Origin of the sequence: Rossellomorea sp. GAMAL-10_SWC, assembly GCF_049568075.1 — a bacterium.
GTDB lineage: Bacteria > Bacillota > Bacilli > Bacillales > Bacillaceae_G > Gottfriedia.
Genome location: NZ_CP144911.1, coordinates 1647462 through 1667132 on the forward strand (window position 1 = coordinate 1647462; position 19671 = coordinate 1667132).

Below are 19671 nucleotides of genomic sequence, written 5' to 3' on the forward strand. Positions count from 1 at the left end.
TTAATTATCTTGACCTAGTTAATGCTTGAAAACAAAGGATCGATATTCACTTTCCATGGAGAGATAGGTGACGTTCTCACAAAGGTAAAAGAAAGTTTGGTCCTTATTCGACCCTTATCTTTTATAAAGAGATTAACCTCAACTGGGATTTCAGTTTCTAAAGAAGATGACTCTGTCTCCTTTGGTTGGGGCAAAGTCCACTGTATTGCTTCTATTTTTTTTATTTTCTTTAGATCTTTTTTAATATTTTTTTGATTACTTATGGCAATTTTTTTAACCAAGCCTTTATCTTGGTTTTTAATAGAAACGAATAATACATTTAGCAGTTGGGAAGGTGGTTGGTTGTTCATATATTCATTAATCTTTCCAGCAGCTTTAAGGATCATCACATAATGAGATAAATCTGCTTTACCTGTCCGATGTGTCGTGCTTCCCATAAAATGAATGCAAAAATGACCACAGAAACCATTTGGAAGTGAACCTGCACCATGTGGCATACCGTGCATGGAGGCAGGGATTAGGTTTTCATCAGCTAAAATTAATACAGCTCTTCTTCGCCAACTCCAGTTCCCATCGTATATTTCCTTCATTATCCTTGTATCTTCTCTCGTTAATGGCTGAACATCTGCATGCCTACTACCAGCTCTTCGTTGTACATTAAAGCTCTTACCACTTTCTACATCGATTACAGTGAACAACGAGTATTTTGGGATTATTTTGTTAACAGCTTCCCAATCCTGAATTTCTATTTGAAAGCTAATTGGGGGGAGTACTGGTTTGTCTGTCTTAGCGTAAGTAAAATCTGCAAAGCAAATTAATGAAAGTGACATAATAACAATAAAAAAAACTTTTTTCACAGCTAAAAATCAACTCCGATGTTTAGTAATTGATAACATCTATTTTGTGTTATTTTTTAGAAAAAAAAGCTAATAAAAATTTGGAAATAAAAGAGAATTAGTTTTTTTAGTGCATTACTCATACTTAACTAGATACTTCTTATTAAATTCTTATTGAACTAACGAATAATTAGTTGCACAACTTGACCGACTTAAGTCGATTTTTTTGGAACTAACAATCAGTTAAAGTGAATAATCAAACATAATTGAATTAACTAATAAATATCTTATGGTAGAAATGGGATTAAATGTAAAATTGATCTTTTCCGCCCTTTTTATATCCCCTAAGTGGAATTGACAGAGGAAGATGCATAATATATTATAAGTGAGTAACTCACTTACCAAATAAAAGATATTAGAAAGGAATAACTCAAAATGACAAAATCCAATATTTTACCCGATATCTTTTTTCGTAAATTTAATCAATGGAAAAATGAAAAGAAGTTAGAAATTAATACTGAATATATGATCAATGAAGAAAAGTATGTAACAATTGGGGGGATTGATCAATGGATTACAATTCGAGGGGAAGATAAAAGAAACCCTGTTCTTTTATTGATTCATGGTGGTCCCGCCTCAACTTATACAATTTTTAGTTCTTTAATACGTCCTTGGGAAAAGGATTTTACAATTGTTCAATGGGATCAGCGAGGTGCAGGAAAAACTTTTAAAAGAAATGGGAAAGAAGGCTGTGGTAAAATTACATTACACCAGTTGGCAGAAGATGGAATTGAATTAAGTTATCTTATTTGCAATGAACTTGAGAAAGAAAAAATTATTTTGGTTGGAAGTTCCGTCGGTAGTCTTATAGCTACATTAATGATAAAGGAAAGGCCAAATCTCTTTTATGCGTATGTGGGGACTGATCAAAACTGTTTTGATTATGAAAATAGTGCATATCAATTGGCCATTGATGCCTTGTCTGATGCAGGGAATACGAGGGGACTAAAGAAATTTTCAGAACTAGGACCAGATCAAACAAAATGGACAAAAAAAGATTATGATAAAAGAAATCAGATATTAGTAAAATCTATAAAAAATGTGCCTAATATGGTAATGGACCTTATTTTACCTTCTATGCTTTCATCACCACAACATAATATTAACGATCTTTTCGATTTTTTTAAAGGGATGAAATTTTCGGGGGAACAATTGTTTAACGAACTAATGAATTTTAATTATGGACGGTTAGGAACAGTATTTTCAATTCCTTTCTTTATTTTTCAAGGAGATAATGATATTATAACTCCTACCAAAAATGCAGAACGATTTTTGCAAGAAATCGAAGCACCTTTAAAAGAATTTATTTATATAAAAAACGCTGGACATTTAGCATGCTTTACTAGACCTGAGCAGTTTTTACAAGAATTAATAAAAAGAGTAAGACCATTAGCAATTATAAATTAAGTAAGAATGTATAAATTGGAGTGAGTAAGTTGTTACCAAAAGATAATAATCAACAAACTGATCGAAAGGTGCTAATAAAACAATCTGCATTGAAAATTTTTGCATTGAATGGTTATAAAAATACGAAAACAAGTGTAATTGCATCTGAAGCAAATGTTAGTGAAGGTTTAATTTTTCGCCATTTTCAATCTAAGGCAGAGTTGTTTTTTCAACTTATTGAAGGATTAATGATTGAGTCTCAAAGTGAGCTAAGTTCATTGCAGTTTTTCCAGGGAACGCCTTACCAACTATTAGAATTATTAACTGAAAAAATGTTAGACGAAAATCATAAGTATGCATTTATGATTATTCAACAAGCAAGGAAAAACACCGAAGTACCAGAAAAAGTGACTGAATTATTATCAAAATATTCACCTGATTATTTAATTGATTTACTAATTCCAATATTTATAAAAGGACAAGAAATTGGTGAATTCATAAAGGAAGATCCACGAAAAATATTAGTATGGTATTTCAATGTGATAAATAGTTTAACGATTCAAGATCTAGTTGATAATAAATTTGGTTTACCTACTACTGATTTTTTGATGAAAATGTTAAAGGCTTAATTGGTGAACTAAAAATTCTCAGTAATAAGAATACTTTAAGGTTGTCTAATTAGGCAGCCTTTTTTTAGTCCAAACACAACTTTTTATTTAAAGAGTTTCTAAATGAAAAAAAATACCATAATTGAAATAAATATGGATATTTAAGTCAATTTATTCAAAAAATACTCTTATGCCAAACCTAGTAAGAGGAATCTATGAAAAAAATCTTAAAATTCATATTTAAAACTTTAGTACTCCTATTTTCACTATTGGTCATCTTATTTGCTTTAAATGAGATTGAAATGGAGAAAGCTCAAAAAAAGAATATTTTTGCTGAAAAGCCAATAACTTATCCAATGGGACATAGTGATTTGTCGATTTATACGAACGGAAGGAAGTTAAATAACCAATTATTTCATGATATTCGGAATGCAAAAAAGGAAGTGCATATCTACTTTTTTTCAGTTTCGAATGACCGTGTTTCACATGAATTTTTAGATGTCTTAAAAAAGAAGAGTGATGAAGGAATTCCAGTTTATTATGCTGTTGATCGTCTTGGTGGAATTTTATTAGAACGGAAAGAAAGAAAATCTTTAATCGATCATGGGGTACATTTTACCTATTTTAATAAACCGCAATTATCCTATTTTTTTGCATCGATAAATAACAGAAATCATCGTCGGATGACGATTATCGATGGGGAAATTGGCTATATTGGTGGATTCAATATAGGTAAAAAGTATATAGATGAAAAAAAAGGATTAAAACCGTGGGAAGATGTTCAGCTTAGATTAGTAGGTAGCGGTGTTGAAGGCTTAGAAAAACAATTTGTACATGATTGGAGAAAAAATTCAGACCAAAAAATTACTCAAATGGAGATCAGTAAAAAAATTGGGAGAAGCCAGCATCAATTTGTTTCTTATACTAAAATAGGAATTGAGCAAGAATATAGTAAATTGTTTAAACAAGCAAAGCAGTCTATCACAATTTATTCTCCTTATTTTATACCGAATAATAAAGTGATTTGGGATTCTTTATTAGATGCAGCAAATAGAGGGATTGAAGTAAAAATACTATATTCGCATAAGTCAGATGCACTTCTAGTACAACAAGCAGCATTTCCATATATTAAGCAATCTTGGAAAAATAATATAAAAGTATATGGGTTTAAAAAAGGTATTTTTCACGGTAAAGTAATTAAAATTGATGATCAAGTTCTTATGATTGGCACTACAAATTTTGATTCCAGGTCATTTCATTTAACGGATGAAATGAATTGTTATATATATGATCAACAATTTATCAAGCAGGTAGAACCAGAATTAGACGATGTATTTAATCATGCATTTGAAATTACGCCAACTTATATTAAAAATTTACCTTTTAAAGAAAAAATAAAAGAAAAAATAGCGAAAGTATTTGAGTTTTATTTATAGGGCAAAAAACTAGTTGTACTGTATTTTTATTTAAAGAATACAATAAAAAAATAATGAAAGGTTAATCAAGAAAATTGGTTAATCTTTTTTTATTTTTGAAAATTTATAAAAATACAATTGATTTTATAATTATTCATAATTATAATGAAGAATATAATTTTATAAAAGGGGATCTTAAAATGAAAGTCGGTATTATGGGGGCAACCGGATATGGTGGTCTTGAACTCGTAAGATTACTATCAATGCATCCGGAAATAAGCGGTATGAATTTTTATTCAACATCAGATTATACGGAAGATTTGTCTACGTATTATCCACATTTAGCTACTAGTACTAGTGGGGCAATAAAAAAGTGGAATAAAAATAAATCTGTTTCAGAAAATGATATTTTGTTCTTTGCTACACCACATGGAGTTAGCAGTGAACTAATGGAAGAAATCGATTTTTCGAAAACAAAATTGATTGATCTATCTGGAGATTTTCGATTAAAAAAAGAAGAAACATACCAAAAATGGTATAAACATACACATCCTTGTTTTTCAAAAACGAATCAATTTACCTACGGACTATCTGAACTTAATCGAGAAGCGATCAAACAATCCAATAATATTGCTAATCCAGGATGTTATCCAACAGCAACGCTGCTCGGAGTCGCGCCATTATTAAAGGCAGGAATTGTAGCGAAAAATTCAATTATAGTAGATGCTAAATCTGGAATTTCTGGTGCTGGAAAAACGGCTAATCAAACGACTCAATTTATGAATCGAAATGAAAATTTAACAGCCTATAAAATTACTGAACATCAACATATACCTGAAATTGAACAATTTATCGGATCAATTGATTCAACACAGGATTTTATAACTTTTACACCACATTTAATTCCAATGACAAGAGGAATTTTGTCAACAATTTATGTTACTTCAACACGTGAAATTAGTAACGAAGAATTAAAAGAAATCTATAACCAAAGTTATGAAGATTCCTATTTTGTGAGAGTAAGAGACAAAGTACCTTGTACAAAAGATGTTTATGGTTCAAATTTTTGTGATTTATACGCTACTTACGACAAACGCACAAATCGAATCACGATCGTTTCTGTCATTGATAACCTTGTTAAGGGAGCGGCTGGGCAAGCAATTCAAAATATGAATTTAATGTTAGGTTTGCCAGATGAAACAGGTTTACAATTTACACCAATATTTCCATAAGGAGAGATAAAAGTTGATAACTAAAGAAAAGAATATAAAAAAAATAAATGGAACAATTACATCACCAAATGGTTTTTATGCTAGTGGAGTTCATGCTGGACTACGTTATAAACGTAAAGATTTAGGATTAATTTATTCCGAGAAACCAGCATCAGTTGCGGCAGTTTATACATTAAATTTATTTCCAGCTGCACCAATTGCGATTACAAAAAAGAGTATTGCATATAGTAATCAGCTACAAGCAGTTGTAGTAAATAGTGGTTGTGCAAATGCATGTACAGGTAAAAAAGGAGAAGATGATGCCTACTTAATGAGAGCATGGTGTGCTGATCACCTTAATTTACCAGAGCATTTAGTCGCAATCGCATCGACTGGTGTAATCGGTGAATATTTAAAAATGGATCGTTTAAAGAGCGGCATTGACAAGTTAACGGTCGGTAATAAGTTGGAAGATGGAGAAGATTTTGGTCAGGCAATCTTAACGACAGATACTGTAATAAAAACGACTTGTTATGAAGTATTGATTAATGGAAAGATTGTAACGATTGCTGGGTCTGCAAAAGGTTCTGGAATGATTCATCCAAATATGGCAACTATGCTTGGTTTTGTGACAACTGATGCTACGATTAGTTCTGGTCAGTTACAGACCTTATTAAAAGAAGTGACAGATAAGACATTTAACCAAATTACAGTTGATGGAGATACTTCAACAAATGATATGGTATTAGTTATGGCAAATGGAGCAATTGAACATGAGGAATTAACTGAAAGTCATCCAGATTGGGCAAATTTTGTAGCTGCATTTCAATTAGTTTGTGAAGACTTGGCTAAAAAGATTGCTAGAGATGGTGAAGGGGCAACTAAGTTAATTGAAGTAAATGTAAATGGAGCCTCAAGTCTAAAAAATGCAAATCTAATTGCTAAAACAATTGTCGGATCAAATCTAGTAAAAACAGCTGTTTATGGTGAAGACGCTAACTGGGGAAGAATTATTGGTGCCATTGGATATAGCGGGGTCGAAGGGGAATTTAATCAAATCGATATTTCCATTAATGGTGTAACAGTATTATTTGGTAGTAAACCAGTTGAGTTTAATGAAGAAGAGGCTAAAATTGCTTTGAAAAATGAGATTATTTATATCGATGTCCATTTACATGAAGGAGATGCACTTGGTACTGCATGGGGCTGCGATTTAACTTATGATTATGTGAAAATAAATGCAAGCTATCGCACATAAGGGGGAAATAAACATTGGAAACAGTAGTTATTAAACTTGGTGGCAGTTTAATCCATAACTTATCTAATACATTCTTTGAAAATATAAATCAATTAAAAATGGGTGGTAAAAAAGTCATCCTTGTTCATGGAGGGGGGCCACTTATAAATAACTTATTATTAAAGTTTTCAATTCCAGTTGAAATGGAAGACGGCATTCGTAAAACTTCATCCGAAGTTTTAGAAATTGTCGAATATGTGCTAAATGGAAAAATTAATAAAGATTTAACGATTATTTGTAATCAATATAATATTAAAGCGATTGGTCTATCAGGATGTGACAATCTATTACTGGAAGCTTCACTTTATAATAAGGGAAAATTAGGTTGGGTTGGAGAAATTGAGGATGTAAATACGAATCTATTAAATTTACTACTTAATAATGATTATGTACCAGTTATTTCGCCTGTTGGAGTGGATAAAATTGGCCAAAAATATAATATTAACGCAGATGAAGCGGCAAAAAGTATTGCCAAGGCAATGAATGCGGAACTACTCTGCTTTATTACAAATACAAATGGTGTTTTAGATCTAGAACAGAAATTGATTGAAAAGATTACGCCTAGTGAAGTTGATAAATTAATTGATGAAAAAACAATTTATGGTGGAATGATTCCTAAAGTTACAAGTGCCTTAAATGCATTAAATGTAGTAAATTCAGTGGCAATTGTTGGTGAGAATTTCTTTAATGAAAATGGAACGATTAACGGTACAGTATTTACAAAAGGAGTTGTGTTAAGTGAGTAATTTATTCCCAACTTATAATAAAAAAACAATTAATTTTCAAACTGGAAAAGGTACTTACCTATATGATGACGAAAATAACAAGTACCTAGATTTTTTAAGTGGAATTGCTGTTTGTAACCTAGGTCATTGTCATCCAAAAGTTGTAAATGCATTAAAAGAACAAGCAGAATCGATTTGGCACGTATCAAATTTATTTACAATTAAAAAACAAGAAGACCTAGCTAAAATGTTAGTAAAAAGCTTTAAGGATGGATTAGTATTTTTCTGTAATAGCGGTACAGAAGCAAATGAGGCAGCTATAAAATTAGCAAGAAAACATTCAGGTAAATCTCATATAATTAGTTTTAAACAAAGCTTTCATGGACGTACGTTTGGATCAATGGCTGCTACAGGTCAGTCTAAAATTCATGAAGGATACGGTGAAATGTTAAGTGGCTTTACATATGTACCATATAATGATTTGAATGCTTTACAAAATGAAATTAATGAAAATACTGGAGCAATTATTTTGGAAGTAATCCAAGGTGAAGGTGGTGTAATCGTTGGTAATAATGACTTTTTTGAAGGGGTTCAAGCTCTTTGTAAAAAACATGAATTATTACTCATTGTTGATGAAGTACAAACCGGAGTGGGCAGAACAGGAACAATGTTTGCCTATGAACAAACTGCACTAAATCCAGATATTATTACGCTAGCCAAAGGTTTAGGGAATGGTTTTCCTGTTGGGGCAATGCTCGGTAAAAATAATCTAGCTAATACTTTCTCGTTAGGAGCGCATGGTTCAACTTTTGGCGGAAATTATTTAGCAATGGCGGCTGCTTTTGAAACAATCAATATAATTAATGATTTGCAATTTTTAAATAGTGTAAAAGATAAAGGACAGTATTTATTTGATAAATTGGCTGAAATAAAAGAAGAGTTTCCACAAATAGTAGAAATACGCGGTAAAGGATTAATGGTTGGTATTGAATTAAATCAATCTGTGGATCAACTAGTGGAGCATTTTTTAAAGAATGGTTTAATCGTTGGAACTGCAGGACCTAATGTATTAAGATTATTACCGCCAATTAATTTATCATACGAAGAAATAGATGAAGCAAATCAAATAATGAAACAAGTTCTTTCTTCTTATTTTTTAGATAGCCAAGTTAAATGATGGATAGTATTTTTTGACTAGAAGGCATTCATGGACTCATACCATGATGCCTTTTTATTATTTAGGTCTTTCTGCTTGATTCGTAAAAATAGATTGAAAGTTGAATTTATTTTTTAGATAATGGACTAATCACTTTTATTGGGGGAGGAGTTAGGCTATGTATCATATTCGTGTAAGAGCATGTGCTTTAATTGTTGAAAATGATTCAGTATTATTAATTCAATTTACAGATGAGGACGGAATTCACTATAATTTACCAGCTGGCGGTACCGAACCCGGTGAGACAATAATTGAGGCTGTAAAAAGAGAAGCATTTGAAGAAGCTGGTGTAGAAGTTGAGGTTGGAGATCTAGTATTTGTTTCAGAAAATGCACCTCATATGACCGGACATAGAATACATGGATTAAGTTTAATGTTCCGCTGTTATATTAAAGAAAACTCAATTCCTAAAATGCCACCAAATCCAGACCCAAATCAAACTGCCGTAAAGTGGATACCAATTAATGAATTAGACAATATCATCTTATATCCAAATATTAAAGATCAAATTATTCAATATGCAAAAGGAGAGTACCAAAATAATCAATTAATTGAAGAATACAAATTGAAAGAACAACTAATTTGATTACTCTCCCCATCTTTCATCCAACGGAAGTTGAGTTTCTCCATGTTTTTTTAAAAAGTGAGGTACTCAATTTTTCTACTTTTACAAAAAACAATTGTACTTCAGTTCTACTCATAATTTTATAAATTACAATCATTAAAAACGATTCTTTATAGAAAGGGATGATTAAATGATAACCCTTCCAGATCAGTTTATAAAAACGATTAAAGATATCCATAAAGAAAAAGGGGAAATATGGCTCGAGAATTTTGAAGACTTATTTAATAGATGTGAAATTCGATGGAATATGAAAATATTATCTCCATTTGAATTATCATATAATTTTGTAGCGCCAATTTTAATTGATGGTCAAAAAAACGCAGTGATTAAATTAGCCGTACCTAACGAGGAATTTAATAGTGAGGTTGAAGCTTTAAGGGATTTTAAAGATAAAGATTTTGTTAAAGTTATAGATTACGATCTAAATGAAGGAATCCTAATTTTAGACCAACTATTGCCTGGTGATACTCTTGCTACAATTAAAAATGAAGAAGAGGCAATGGATATTACTGTCAAAGTATTGAAAAATTTATGGAAAGCTGCACCTAAATCAACTAAAATACCTTCCATATTAAGTAGAGAAAAAAGCTTAAGTCGAATTGTTGAAAAATTCCCTAATGGCTTAGGCCCTATATCAAAAGAAATGCTATTAAATGCGTTTACTATTTTTAAAGAAATGAATCGTACACAATCTACAAAATACTTACTTCACGGTGATTTACACCATTATAATATTTTAAAAGCTGGAGAAAACTCATGGAAAGTTATTGACCCAAAAGGATTGATAGGCGAAAGAGAATATGACATTATCCAGTTCCTTTTGAACAAATTAGAGGGGAAAGATATTTCTAAGACTCTAGAAAATCGAATTGATCTACTAGTACAAGAATTGAATCTAAATAAAGAAAGAGTACTGCTGTGGGGTTATTCGCATGCTGTGTTATCAACATGTTGGAGTTTAGAAGATGAAGGAACTTATAATGAATATTTTTTTCAGGCTATAAGTATTTTTAAGGATTTACATACAAAATTTTGTTAGTTTATTGAGTTGCTTTAAGGATCTGATAAAAAGATTTTTGATTTTCCTATACTGCTATGTGGCAGATTATTTCATAAGAATATTTTTGTGACAAAAAAGCGAAATTACCCCAAATTACAGTAGTAGTTCTTTACTGTATAATCATCTTTATGGGAGTAACTGGAAATTTGTTAAACAAAAATATTAATAGTAGTACATAGTATGAAAAATAAGAAACGATATTTTTCTCTTTTTATCGTAATAGTTGTTGTATCTTCAATTCTATTGTATAAGCACCAAACTGATGCTGAAACTGTAAAGGTAAAAATAGGACAATCAAATCAGATCACTAAGGACGAAATAAAAGCAGCAGTAAGTATTGTAAACGAAAAATTCAAAGGTTATAAAGGGTGCACACTGACGGATCTATGGTATTCAGAAAAAGCTTCTCTTGCCGTCAGCAAAGAAGATATGAATTATGGTGAAAGTTATGAAAGAGTTGTAGGCGAATAAAATGTAATTGTTTTGCTTTATCGATTCTTCCGGTGGTGATGGAAGTTGGATGCCAAATTCAACTCAGACTAGATATACTTGGATTTTAATAAGAAATAATGAAAAGGGTAAATGGAGAGTTATTCAAACAGAAGATACTTATACAGATGCTGATCATGTAAAAGTAAGAATAGGACAATCTAAAAAGTTAACGAAGAACGATATAAAGACAGCATTCGATACCGTCAAGAAAGATTCTAGGAAAGATAAAAATAATGAAGGGTGCACAATTACTGAATTACATTATTTAGAGAATCAAGCGATAGAAGCAAAAACAGTTCAAACTTATATGGAAGATCAGAATGCCATTGTTGTCTTTTCTACCATTAAAACCGCTCCTACAGTTGTAGTTGGTTGGGATGCAAATCAAACGATGGATAATTTTAGTTGGACGCTGGTTAGAGATAGTAAAAAAGGAAAATGGAGAGTCAAAGATGCTGGATATGCATTTAATATAAATTAATTCTTTTTAACTAATGCAATGCTTTAGTTTAACAATAAACGACTACTTATTAGAAGTTGTATTATAGGTAGTAAAAAGCAAAAGAAAATAGATGCGATTAATAAATTGGACTTATTTATTATAGTCGTTATTGATTTTTGTAAGGTAAGCCCGATCAACGCAGTGCACTACTTGTACAACATTAGCTGCTTATATGCAGCTTTTTTTATTGCAGTTATAATTGTATAAGAAATTAGAGAACGCAAAAAATTCTTATGATATGGTTCACCCCAAAGCAACCAAATGTTTTTTTTAATACTTTAGTATAGTGATTTACTTTTGTTGCCGTATCTATTTTAAATTTCACTCCAGTTACGTTGTTTCTTTGACATTTGCTTTATATTTCACTGTTCAATCTGAGTAGAATATTTTGCATATACAAAATGAGGTTGGAAATAGTAACATTATACTTTATAACTGGAGGATATAGATGAATTTACAATCTGGAACCTATTATTGGCCGACTACTTTTCCCGATGCTCCATCATATCCAGCATTGGAAGCAGATTTATCTTGTGATGTATTAATCATTGGAGGTGGGAGCTCAGGAGCACAATGTGCATATTATCTTTCTGATACTAATTTAGATGTAGCTATAATTGAAAAATCAACCATTGGCAGCGGCAGTACTAGTACGAATACGGCCCTCCTTCAATATTCCGGTGAAAAAATGTTTACAGATATGATCAACACCTTTGGAGAAGGCTATATAAAAAGGCATTTACAACTACTGAAGGAGGCCATAAATGAAATTGAAGTAGCCTCAAAGAAAGTCAGCATTAATTGTGAATTCAACAGAAGAGATACTCTCTATTCAGCAAGCTGTGTAGACGACGTTGAAAGTCTTAAAAAGGAATTTGAGTTCTTAAAACAGCATAACTGTGAACTTACTTTTTTAACAAAGGAAGATATTGAAGCAAAATATCCTTTTAGCAGGGATGCCGCTATTTATTCATATAATGATGCAGAAATCAATCCTTTCAGATACACACATGCACTTTTGGATCACGCCGCAAGCAAAGGAATCCGTATATTTGAACATACGGAAATGAACGGTCGCCATTATGATAGAGAACGAGATAAGATGATTGTGTCTACAAAGAATGGTCATTCTATCAAAGCACGCTATATTATTTATGCAGCAGGTTATGAAGGAATTGAGATTAAAAAGGAGAAAAAAGCTTCCTTTGTAAGTACATATACTGTAACTACCCATCCAGTCAAGGATCTATCTGAATGGTATAACAGAACACTCATTTGGGAAACCGCTCGTCCCTATTTATTTATGCGTACAACTAAAGATAACCGGATTATCATAGGCGGACTTGATGATAATACTTCGTACCCAGAAGATCGTGATAGTAAATTGATTCACAAAAAGAAGAAACTGATTGAAGAGTTTAATAAAATGTTTCCAACTATTCAAGTACAGCCAGAATATTACTTAGCTGCATTTTATGGAGGGACATTCGATGGCATTCCGATTATCGGAAAATATGAAGAATTTCCAAATAGTTATTTTCTATTTGCCTTTGGTGATAACGGAACAGTTTACAGCCAGCTACTCTCGAAGCTTATTGCAAAGGAAATTGTTGAAGGGAACTGTCCAGATATCGATCTTTACTTGCAAGAGCGACCTTTAATAAACAATTGATTTTTTATTTCTTCCAATTGATTCTATTTAACAAATAGGCTCTGTTAAACTTTAATGTTGATAATTGCAGAAAAATAGAGAAAACCCCATATGAGGGTTTTCTTGATATTGAATAGCCCATAACTCATACAATTAGAATAATTATATTTTTGTATTTTCTTCATAAATTTCACTTAACAACAACTTTTAAACAGCTTTAATGAGTTTAGCACGAGACTTATAACATTCCTTAAACTATGTTCAAAAAAACTACCGCCGCTGGTAGCTAGAACATTAAACTTAAAACAGATTCAATTAAACTATTTTTATTGAAAATTATTTATTCGAATGAGTGGCAAGACCCCGTCCAATTAAATTTGCAGAAACAGGTTTTTTCCCGATTTCCCTTGCCCAAATTGATAATTGTCCTATGTGGTGAATTTCATGAGCAATGGTATGTCTAATGATTTCACCCCAAGTATCCGTCACATTTCTTCCATCTGGTAAGGTATCGTAAAATAAACGGTTTTCCATTTCATCATTCCAGTTGTCTACAAAATTTTTCACTTCAATATGAAATTTAGCATCCAATTCTCGGACTTTATCTAAGCTTTTATAAGCATTGAAACTCTCTTGAAAATCAGATTTTCCTTGTAGGACTCGAATCCAGCTCCACTCTACATCAACTATATGAAAAAGTGTATGTAAAATACTTCCCATTCCACCAGAGCGGGTCAACAATAATTCTTCTTCACTTAACTCTTCACACCACTTATACCATTCTTCTCTTACCGACCAGTTATATCGAAAAAACATTAGCATTTATAACCCCTCCTCATGGGTAGCCTCATAATTACCTATAAATCCTCCTATTTAACGAAGAACTTCTTAATTTGGTCCATTAATATGATTCGAATTAGTAGGATTGGTTGTATTTCTCCCAATTTCTTCATTCAATGTTTGATTATCACTTTTATTTGGAGCGCCAGTACCAAACTTCTTTTCCATAAAAAAACCAAATGCAATCATTATAATAACAAATCCCAAAATAACAATTACAAACATTGTGGTATACCTCCTGACATTTTTAATTGAAAACTACACAAAACTCAAATTTACACAAAATGTATGTAAAATAAAAAGCTCGTTTTAGTTCTACCTTTAAGATATTCCATTTTTTTCCACTAATTCCTCTTCCTTGGTGAACTAAACTACCATCTAGCTCTAACATTAGCATATTATTTACTATGTACTATACTTCAAATCCCAATAGGGAAATGGAAAAGGTCACGAATAACAAAAGAGCATTTATAATTAAAATAAAAGAACCTATCTTGAATTATTTTTTTCAAAATAGGTTCTTTTTCTTTTATTTACCTAAAACATGTTCAATTAACCCATAGCTCCAAAATCCAAGTAAAGCTAAACTACTCGCTAAGATGATATAGGCAAGAAAAATTTGCCATTTTTTACGATTACTAGAAACATAGTAAGTTTCTAACGTTTCTTGTTGTTTCAGTAAAGGTGCAATTCTTTTATGCTTAATTTCTTGAATCTTTTCATCAATATAAGTTCGCCAGTCTAAGTCTTGTTCATGTAAACGTGCTCGAACGGAACGAATTAGATAGTTAATTTCAAGACGTTCCTTATGAATTTCTAAATCTAACTTCTTATTATCCTCAAAAAATGGGAAAAAGAACCGTTTTACAATCGTACGATCAGAGTAGACATTAAAAATCCCAAATTGAAATTGTTTAATAGTATGTTCGTATAGTTTTATTTTTTCTTTAATTACCTTTAGCTGGTAAGCTTCTCGAATTCGTTTAATAAATGTCGTAATACCTAAAATAATAATATAAAACGCGATAAAATTAGGTTGATAAAATAAATACACTAGCATCATCATAATTCCGATAAACCAAAAAATTGGAGGTAATACACTTAAAATTCTCCCGCCATCTAGAGGAGAAATAGGAATTAAATTAAACAAATTAAGTATACAGCCTAAAGCAATGACTAATCCGAAGAATTCATTATGTGTATAATGATAGAGCGGAATTGCTGGTAGAACCGAAATTAAGCCTAAAAACGGACCACCAAACGCTACATAAGATTCAGTTACAGCATCTTTTGGCATTTCTTTAAGTGATATAACTGCCCCGACAAAAGGAATAAAAAATGCTGGTGAAGTTGGTAGACCCTTTTGTTTCGCAGCAATTAAATGCCCGCCTTCATGACAAATTAATAAGTAAACAAGTGCGAAAGCAAAATACCATCCAAAAGTAAATCCGTATACAAATAAATACAAGATCATGCTTAAAAAAGATAAAAATTTTGCTGCTTTTAAAAGCGGTAAAAGGAGCTTTAATTTAGTACTTATTAGTGCGATTACAACACCAATTCTTGTTAATGATTTTTTCGTTTTGTTATTGATCATTGGTTGTGCCATTCATTTCACCTTCTCGCTAATTATGATATGATTATGTAGTATTAAAATTATATCATTAAAGATTATTTGTTTGATAGAATAATAAAGAAATAGGGACTAAAGTCTGCCGTTTTACTGAGATAAAAAGAAAAAATTTAAGATGAAAATAACAAAATAGATGAGTTTAAGTAAATGTTAGAAAGTTATCTTTCTAACTTTTGCATTTTTCTAGAATATTTTATTATATGAAATAGTAATAATGAAATTAACTAAGGATTGATAAAGAAATGAATATATATGGGATGATTAAAGAGGTAGCAGATAAAAAAGGTAAAAACATAGCTTTTAGTTACGATGGAAACAAAATAAATTATGAAGAACTCATTTCTTCGTGTGAAAACATAGCACAACTATTAGTTCAAAATAAGATTGAAAAGGGAGACAAAATTGCGATTTTATTAGGAAATTCTCCTGAGTTTGTACAAGCTTATTTAGCAATATTAAGATTAGGTGCAATCGTCATTCCATTAAATCCAGCTTTTACGGAAAGTGAACTCAGCTATATTTTAAAGGATTCTTCTACAAAACTTGTTATTTCAACTAGTGAACAGGAGAAAAAACTTAAAAGTGTTAAAAATCAGTGTCCTACATTATTAAATATTATTTTAATAGATGAAATACAACCGACAGTAAAAATAATAAATCAATTAGAAGAAATTGAAACTCTACAAGATGATACGGCTGTTATTCTATATACATCAGGAACAACCGGTAACCCTAAAGGGGCAATGTTGTCTCATTTTAATTTAATTGAAAATGCAAATGATTTTTCCAAGTTAATCGAATTAAGTGAAAATGATCAAATGATCGCCGTCCTTCCAATGTTTCATTCATTTTGCTTAACATTATGTGTAAATATGATTTTGTTAAATGGCGCATCAACAATCATCATTCCTAAATTTAACCCAGGTGAATTAGTTGAGGTAATCAAAAAAGAAAAAGCTACTTTAATCGCGGCAGTACCGACAATTTATAATTTTTTATATCAATTAAATAGTGCGACAGCAAACGATTTTAGTAGTTTGAGAGCCTGTATTTCAGGCGGGGCATCTATACCAATCGAATTATTAGAGTCAATTCAAGAAAAATACAATGTTTTAATTGTAGAAGGCTATGGACTATCTGAAACAGCTCCAGTTCTTACTTTCAATCCATATCGTGGAATTTGTAAACCAGGATCAGTTGGTCTCGATCTACCTAGTGTTACGACAAGAATAGTAAATGAAAATGGCGAAGAAGTTCCAACTGGTAAAGTAGGAGAAGTTGTTGCGATTGGACCCAACGTGATGAGTGGTTATTTAAATAATATAGAAGAAACTGAAAAAGCATTTTTTAACGGATGGTTTAAAACGGGTGATCTCGGTAAAAAAGATGAAGATGGATATTTATTTTTATTAGATCGAAAAAAAGATGTAATTATAACGAACGGATATAATGTTTACCCGAGAGAAATAGAAGAGAGACTTTATCAACATCCTACTATTATTGAAGCAGCGGTAGTCGGAAAACCTAATCAATTAATAGGTGAAAGCGTGTGTGCTTATTTAGTCGTTTCAAATGATTCACTTTCAGAAAGTGAGATCATTGATTTTTGCAAAAAAGCACTTATTTATTATAAAGTTCCTAAGGAAATTTATTTTGTAAAAGAACTGCCTAAAAATAGTACAGGGAAAATTTTAAAAAGAAATCTTAAGTAATTTTAGAGACCAATCATTTGAATGGTCTTTTTTTTATGCAAATTTGGGCCATTGTCTTACTCTGTACAAAATTAGTTAAATAGACCTGCTAAAATATGCGGATGATATAGTCTAAATTTTGTATATTTGACACATTAATTCAAACTAAATACTACTAATTTTTGGTAAGATTTAGTAGAAATTATTTTTCTGTCGAATATAACGGAGGATTAAAAATGTATAGGAAGATGAAATCACTATTTTTTATTATTTTATCGCTTTCCTTTTTAACTGCATGTAATGTTCAAACTCAAAGTAAGAAAAAAGAACCTTCTACTTCAGTAGCAGAAGACATTAAGACCGAAAATTCTACAAATAAAGAACTTGTTAATGAGAAGGATCCAAACTTTACGGACAATGCAAAAGTTGTAAATACAGAACTTGCTTTTGCTGTTACCTACAATGATGTTAAGCAATTAATGAAGGACTCTGAATTAGCTGTTGAAGGTGAAGTTTTGTCTACTGAGAATTATGTTTACATGGATAAAACTACTGGAATCGGTAAACCATTAACGAAATTATCCTTTAGAGTTAATAATGTATTAAAGGGAGCCATCTTTAAAGTGTAAGAAAATAACAATATTGGAGCAGGGTGGATATATTTCTGCAAAACAAAGTGGAATGAAAGATAAATTTCCAAATTTAACAGAAAAGAATTTAGATGAAACCTTTTTGGTGATCCCAGACGGTCATAGACCATCCGTAAAAGGTGCTGAATTTGTTGCCTTTTTATCTAGTGACTCATATTTTATAACGGGGTTTGATTTTTACGAATTTATAGCAGTTTACCAATCAAAATTTGAATATAATAAAAGCAGTGAAGAATATATAAGACCCTCTGATGATTATGCTGAAATGTTAAAAGAAGCAGATACAATTGATGAAAAAAAGGTAATTGAAGAGGAGATAAAAATTGAAAGAGAAATTAATGATAGTGTAACTGAATTAGTGGAAGAAACGGTGAAATAGTTTATAATAATTTTGCTTTCCAACTCTTTGTGTATATGTGACTATTAAGTTAGTCATTAAACAAAGGGGATCGAAAATGAGAAAGAAAATGTTTATGGTGTGTGTAAGTTTAATATGTGTATTATTGTCGAGTTGTGCCATGAAATCATCTAATGGCAACTCTTTTGAATTGGATGATTATGATAAATTAACTTCTTTTAGTGCACATAAAGGAGACGTTTACTATGTTGATTATTCATTTGTTGTCAATAAAGGATATGTAGATTTAATTGTCTATAATAAAAAAACGAAAGATATTGTTTTCGAAACATCAATTAAAAAGAAGGCAAAATATCGAGGTTCTTTTACTATACCAAGAAGCGGAATTTATATTGTCGAAATGGATGGTTATAAAGCATCTGGTGAATATAAATTCAAACTTGATAATGAAGCAATTGTAAAAAAAGATTCAACTATTGAACCAATGGATGAAATGTTGCTAACGAATACAAAAAATCACGATTTTGAAATAGAGAGATGGAAAGATAAGAAAAATACTTATTACAATGTAACATTTAAAACAGATTATACTGGAGTAGAGCTTTGTACGTTTGATGGAATAAAGAATGAAAACAGTGGAATCATAGCAGGAAATTACGATCGGCAGGATGATCTTGTTGCATTACCTACAACAATTGATGTTTGGAAAAGCGCAAAAACGATGATTCATTTTAATATTCCAAATGAAAAAACAATAGGTGGTATGGTAATTTGCTATATTCCTATTGAAAAAGATGGGGAAACACTTAGTAAGGAAATCAAATATGATCGAATCCTCTTTCATTAATAATTGATAGAAATTATAAGTGTATTAAACAGTTTTTAGAGAGTTTAATTATAATAATCTAATATATTGCAGCAAATCTATGAAGCTATACTTCAAAAAGAAGTATAGCTTTTTTTGTAATATTTTAATAAAAAAATCCTGTATATTGAAATGAATTCCTACAAATCCCACAAATTTTAGCTGAAAAAATCTTACAAAAAACAACAAAAACCATCTTTTTGTAATTTTTTCCCTTTTTATTTTTATAAAAAAGCCAATACAGGCTTGACAGATCAGTTTACTTTTTAACCTCGTTAATATACGCATTACAGTTAACACAAATGATTCCCTTTACTAGTTGGTCATAGTGATACATTGGATATTGAGAGTATTTTGACTCTGTTTTATGAAGTGATAAAAATGCTTTGGTGAGTTTGAAATGATTAACATTTAATTTGAAATGTTGCATGTTTAATTCGTTTTTTAAGCGATTTAATTGTGATGGGAAAATAATGGGTAGGTTCATAGGGGCATTGTATAAAAAAATTCGGAGTTTACAAAAACTAAATGTGGTTTTATTTTGAAATGA

Annotated in this window: 20 protein-coding genes; 16 read left to right on the forward strand and 4 right to left on the reverse strand. The window is 30.9% G+C overall.

The window, feature by feature from the left end; translation table 11 throughout:
* Window positions 1–14: 14 nt before the first annotated feature.
* Window positions 15–857 (reverse strand): hypothetical protein, encoded by an 843-nt coding sequence (locus V5E38_RS08050; RefSeq protein WP_499212848.1) that lies wholly within the window; start codon window positions 855–857, stop codon window positions 15–17.
* Window positions 858–1271: 414 nt separating this feature from the next.
* Between V5E38_RS08050 and V5E38_RS08055 the strand changes: the two genes are divergently transcribed.
* The 12 genes from V5E38_RS08055 to V5E38_RS08110 all read left to right on the forward strand — a co-directional run bounded on the left by V5E38_RS08055 (window position 1272) and on the right by V5E38_RS08110 (window position 13105).
* Window positions 1272–2303, forward strand: a complete 1032-nt coding sequence (locus V5E38_RS08055) for an alpha/beta fold hydrolase (RefSeq protein ID WP_499212849.1) — start codon at window positions 1272–1274, stop codon at window positions 2301–2303.
* 29 nt (window positions 2304–2332) lie between these two features.
* Entirely contained in the window at window positions 2333–2911 is a 579-nt protein-coding gene (locus V5E38_RS08060) for a TetR/AcrR family transcriptional regulator (protein WP_499212850.1), read from the forward strand.
* A 194-nt stretch (window positions 2912–3105) separates the two neighbouring features.
* Entirely contained in the window at window positions 3106–4326 is a 1221-nt protein-coding gene (locus V5E38_RS08065) for a phospholipase D-like domain-containing protein (protein ID WP_499212851.1), read from the forward strand.
* A gap of 179 nt (window positions 4327–4505) precedes the next feature.
* Window positions 4506–5537 (forward strand): N-acetyl-gamma-glutamyl-phosphate reductase, encoded by a 1032-nt coding sequence (gene argC / locus V5E38_RS08070; RefSeq protein WP_499212852.1) that lies wholly within the window; start codon window positions 4506–4508, stop codon window positions 5535–5537.
* Between the two features lie 13 nt (window positions 5538–5550).
* The gene (argJ, locus tag V5E38_RS08075) at window positions 5551–6774 is read left to right on the forward strand and encodes a bifunctional ornithine acetyltransferase/N-acetylglutamate synthase (protein ID WP_499212853.1); all 1224 of its coding nucleotides are present in this window, start codon (window positions 5551–5553) and stop codon (window positions 6772–6774) included.
* Between the two features lie 14 nt (window positions 6775–6788).
* Window positions 6789–7559 (forward strand): acetylglutamate kinase, encoded by a 771-nt coding sequence (gene argB, locus V5E38_RS08080; protein ID WP_499212854.1) that lies wholly within the window; start codon window positions 6789–6791, stop codon window positions 7557–7559.
* Entirely contained in the window at window positions 7552–8715 is a 1164-nt protein-coding gene (argD, locus tag V5E38_RS08085; RefSeq protein WP_499212855.1) for a PLP-dependent aminotransferase family protein, read from the forward strand. The genes argB and argD overlap by 8 nt, the downstream gene beginning before the upstream one ends.
* A 157-nt stretch (window positions 8716–8872) precedes the next feature.
* Window positions 8873–9340, forward strand: coding sequence for an NUDIX hydrolase (locus V5E38_RS08090; protein ID WP_499212856.1), 468 nt, complete (start codon window positions 8873–8875; stop codon window positions 9338–9340).
* A 169-nt stretch (window positions 9341–9509) separates the two neighbouring features.
* On the forward strand, window positions 9510–10418 hold the full coding sequence (locus V5E38_RS08095; RefSeq protein WP_499212857.1) for an aminoglycoside phosphotransferase family protein: 909 nt from the start codon (window positions 9510–9512) through the stop codon (window positions 10416–10418).
* Window positions 10419–10619: 201 nt separating this feature from the next.
* Complete coding sequence (locus V5E38_RS08100; RefSeq protein WP_499212858.1) at window positions 10620–10910, forward strand: hypothetical protein; 291 nt, start codon at window positions 10620–10622, stop codon at window positions 10908–10910.
* Between the two features lie 49 nt (window positions 10911–10959).
* A complete protein-coding gene (locus tag V5E38_RS08105; RefSeq protein ID WP_499212859.1) occupies window positions 10960–11412 on the forward strand; it encodes a hypothetical protein in 453 nt (150 codons plus the stop codon).
* Between the two features lie 469 nt (window positions 11413–11881).
* The gene (locus tag V5E38_RS08110; protein ID WP_499212860.1) at window positions 11882–13105 is read left to right on the forward strand and encodes an NAD(P)/FAD-dependent oxidoreductase; all 1224 of its coding nucleotides are present in this window, start codon (window positions 11882–11884) and stop codon (window positions 13103–13105) included.
* A gap of 315 nt (window positions 13106–13420) precedes the next feature.
* Here the strand turns inward: V5E38_RS08110 and V5E38_RS08115 are convergent, their stop codons facing one another.
* From V5E38_RS08115 to V5E38_RS08125, 3 genes are all read right to left on the reverse strand, one after another.
* Window positions 13421–13906 (reverse strand): DinB family protein, encoded by a 486-nt coding sequence (locus tag V5E38_RS08115; protein WP_499212861.1) that lies wholly within the window; start codon window positions 13904–13906, stop codon window positions 13421–13423.
* Window positions 13907–13972: 66 nt separating this feature from the next.
* On the reverse strand, window positions 13973–14149 hold the full coding sequence (locus tag V5E38_RS08120; protein WP_499212862.1) for a hypothetical protein: 177 nt from the start codon (window positions 14147–14149) through the stop codon (window positions 13973–13975).
* Window positions 14150–14453: 304 nt separating this feature from the next.
* A complete protein-coding gene (locus V5E38_RS08125) occupies window positions 14454–15533 on the reverse strand; it encodes a site-2 protease family protein (protein WP_499212863.1) in 1080 nt (359 codons plus the stop codon).
* A gap of 266 nt (window positions 15534–15799) precedes the next feature.
* Between V5E38_RS08125 and V5E38_RS08130 the strand changes: the two genes are divergently transcribed.
* The 4 genes from V5E38_RS08130 to V5E38_RS08145 all read left to right on the forward strand — a co-directional run bounded on the left by V5E38_RS08130 (window position 15800) and on the right by V5E38_RS08145 (window position 19103).
* Window positions 15800–17269, forward strand: coding sequence for an acyl-CoA synthetase family protein (locus V5E38_RS08130; protein WP_499212864.1), 1470 nt, complete (start codon window positions 15800–15802; stop codon window positions 17267–17269).
* Window positions 17270–17484: 215 nt separating this feature from the next.
* Window positions 17485–17877: a hypothetical protein gene (locus V5E38_RS08135; RefSeq protein ID WP_499212865.1), complete on the forward strand. Its 393-nt coding sequence runs from the start codon at window positions 17485–17487 to the stop codon at window positions 17875–17877.
* A gap of 52 nt (window positions 17878–17929) precedes the next feature.
* Complete coding sequence (locus V5E38_RS08140) at window positions 17930–18277, forward strand: hypothetical protein (RefSeq protein WP_499212866.1); 348 nt, start codon at window positions 17930–17932, stop codon at window positions 18275–18277.
* A gap of 76 nt (window positions 18278–18353) precedes the next feature.
* Entirely contained in the window at window positions 18354–19103 is a 750-nt protein-coding gene (locus tag V5E38_RS08145; protein WP_499212867.1) for a hypothetical protein, read from the forward strand.
* Window positions 19104–19671 lie beyond the last annotated feature (568 nt).

Bases quoted from the DNA above. Each gene is read 5' to 3' on its own strand.
- V5E38_RS08055 (WP_499212849.1), top strand. From the start codon at position 1,272: ATGACAAAATCCAATATTTTACCCGATATCTTTTTTCGTAAATTTAAT.
- V5E38_RS08125 (WP_499212863.1), bottom strand. From the start codon at position 15,533: ATGGCACAACCAATGATCAATAACAAAACGAAAAAATCATTAACAAGA.
- V5E38_RS08130 (WP_499212864.1), top strand. From the start codon at position 15,800: ATGAATATATATGGGATGATTAAAGAGGTAGCAGATAAAAAAGGTAAA.
- V5E38_RS08095 (WP_499212857.1), top strand. From the start codon at position 9,510: ATGATAACCCTTCCAGATCAGTTTATAAAAACGATTAAAGATATCCAT.
- V5E38_RS08110 (WP_499212860.1), top strand. From the start codon at position 11,882: ATGAATTTACAATCTGGAACCTATTATTGGCCGACTACTTTTCCCGAT.
- V5E38_RS08100 (WP_499212858.1), top strand. From the start codon at position 10,620: ATGAAAAATAAGAAACGATATTTTTCTCTTTTTATCGTAATAGTTGTT.
- V5E38_RS08145 (WP_499212867.1), top strand. From the start codon at position 18,354: ATGAGAAAGAAAATGTTTATGGTGTGTGTAAGTTTAATATGTGTATTA.
- V5E38_RS08105 (WP_499212859.1), top strand. From the start codon at position 10,960: ATGCCAAATTCAACTCAGACTAGATATACTTGGATTTTAATAAGAAAT.
- argC (WP_499212852.1), top strand. From the start codon at position 4,506: ATGAAAGTCGGTATTATGGGGGCAACCGGATATGGTGGTCTTGAACTC.
- V5E38_RS08065 (WP_499212851.1), top strand. From the start codon at position 3,106: ATGAAAAAAATCTTAAAATTCATATTTAAAACTTTAGTACTCCTATTT.
- V5E38_RS08120 (WP_499212862.1), bottom strand. From the start codon at position 14,149: ATGTTTGTAATTGTTATTTTGGGATTTGTTATTATAATGATTGCATTT.
- V5E38_RS08135 (WP_499212865.1), top strand. From the start codon at position 17,485: ATGTATAGGAAGATGAAATCACTATTTTTTATTATTTTATCGCTTTCC.
- V5E38_RS08090 (WP_499212856.1), top strand. From the start codon at position 8,873: ATGTATCATATTCGTGTAAGAGCATGTGCTTTAATTGTTGAAAATGAT.
- V5E38_RS08115 (WP_499212861.1), bottom strand. From the start codon at position 13,906: ATGCTAATGTTTTTTCGATATAACTGGTCGGTAAGAGAAGAATGGTAT.
- V5E38_RS08140 (WP_499212866.1), top strand. From the start codon at position 17,930: ATGAAAGATAAATTTCCAAATTTAACAGAAAAGAATTTAGATGAAACC.